This is a genomic window from Sutterella seckii (assembly GCF_009183815.1).
Classification (GTDB): domain Bacteria; phylum Pseudomonadota; class Gammaproteobacteria; order Burkholderiales; family Burkholderiaceae_F; genus Sutterella; species Sutterella seckii.
Genome location: NZ_WEHX01000178.1, coordinates 1 through 1,565, shown reverse-complemented (window position 1 = coordinate 1,565; position 1,565 = coordinate 1). Strand labels below are relative to the sequence as shown.

Sequence of the window (1,565 nt, the reverse complement as noted above, 5' to 3'; positions counted from 1 at the left end):
CTAACCTTTAGATTTCAGTTAGTTGCCTTAAATCAAAACTAAGCCGGGATATGAATTTCTTTCAGACTCTGTTAACGGATTCCTGGGAATTCACGAATTAATATATAGCGGTCAAAGAGAATTCTGATGTTCGACGACTATGAAAGAGCGCGTCACAGCGTGACGAAGCTCCATGTGCATTTGATCTTCACAACGAAATACCGGCGCAAAGTAATGACGCCGGAAGTGCTCGAAAGCGTGCTTGCTGCCCTAAAAATCGCGGCCGAAGATTTAGGCTGCAGCCTCCTGGAGGCCAACGGGGAAGCGGATCACGTACATCTGCTCGTGAGCTATCCTCCGAAGGTTAGCATCAGCGAGATGGTGAACCGCTTTAAAACGCGTTCGTCTCGAAAGATACGCGAGGAATATCCAGGGATTCTTGAAGGAGGCAAAACAGGGCTGTTTTGGTCGCGCAGCTACTTCGCTTGTTCAGTAGGCGGAGCTTCCCTGGAAGTTCTTAAAAAATACATTGAGAATCAGACAACCGATTAGCCGCCATTCCTCCCCGCCCCATCCGGGGCGAGGGCTCCTGGTGGATTTTGCTGAAGAGCAGAGTTGGCCCGAGCAGCTCGATGATCCTGAGAACCTGAAGAAGTTCCTCAATTCTTTGCGAGTAACTTACTACCGCGCGCATCAGGAGCCTCTGATGTACCCGCAGTTTTCGGATGAACTCGACCGCGCGAGAGCCGTTGGATGCTCGCTCCTCCAGCAATCGCTTTCTAATTCCCTGACGCACGGGACGGATGAAGAAGTTCAAGATGCGAAGCGCGTCGGCTGCCGGCTGCTCGAAGTGCTTCTCCATGAGTTTTCGGCCGCGGAAAGGCCCCCTGGAATAAAGGGCGTTCGGAGAATTGAGGATTTGAGTCCCAGAATGCTCCTCGAAGAGGCACCGGCAAGGCAGAACCTTTCCTTTGAAGCGTGCTTTGCCCATCGGCTAATGGAATATGCGGAGGCTGGCTGGCAGATCCCGGAAAGCCTTCTGGACGAAGCTACCCGCGCCCCGCTGGTTCACGCCTTCAAGGAAACGTGGCTTTCCCATCCGGAATGGATCGGAGCTTCCTATGCCGCAGATTCCGCCGTTGCGGCGGCGGCCAAGCTCTCGGAGGCTGGACTTCTAAAGGAAGCAATGACGATGGCCGACCTTGGTGAGTACCAGATTCTGCCGACCCTGGTTTTCATTGCAACACTCCGCTCAGACGCCAATCCTGAAGCGCTTCCCTTTCTGAGTCTCGATGAAAATCCGAACGTGTGGATCAACTTCGCCCATGAAGAGGCGCCATTGAATGCGCTGCCGGACGTTCTGACGCACCCGGCCTATGACGCATGGCTTAAAGCCCAGAAAGTCGTGATGATCGATGCGGCCGCCGTCTTTCTCGACGGCCCGCACGTTGAGGAGATGACGGGCAAGGACCTTGCCGCGCGCATTCTCGTCGTGTGCCCGGCATGGGCGATTTCTATAGGGTGAAAGTCCCGATGAGCAGGAGGTAGTGCCAAGCTCACAGCCAGAGGCAAGGGTGTCCGTCGTG

The 1,565-nt window shown here is 54.5% G+C and carries 2 protein-coding genes; both read left to right on the top strand.

The window, feature by feature from the left end; translation table 11 throughout:
• Positions 1-126: 126 nt before the first annotated feature.
• The gene (gene tnpA, locus GBM95_RS11655) at positions 127-531 is read left to right on the top strand and encodes an IS200/IS605 family transposase (protein WP_139688188.1); all 405 of its coding nucleotides are present in this window, start codon (positions 127-129) and stop codon (positions 529-531) included.
• A gap of 40 nt (positions 532-571) precedes the next feature.
• Complete coding sequence (locus GBM95_RS11650; protein WP_152159243.1) at positions 572-1,504, top strand: hypothetical protein; 933 nt, start codon at positions 572-574, stop codon at positions 1,502-1,504.
• The last annotated feature ends 61 nt before the right edge of the window (positions 1,505-1,565 follow it).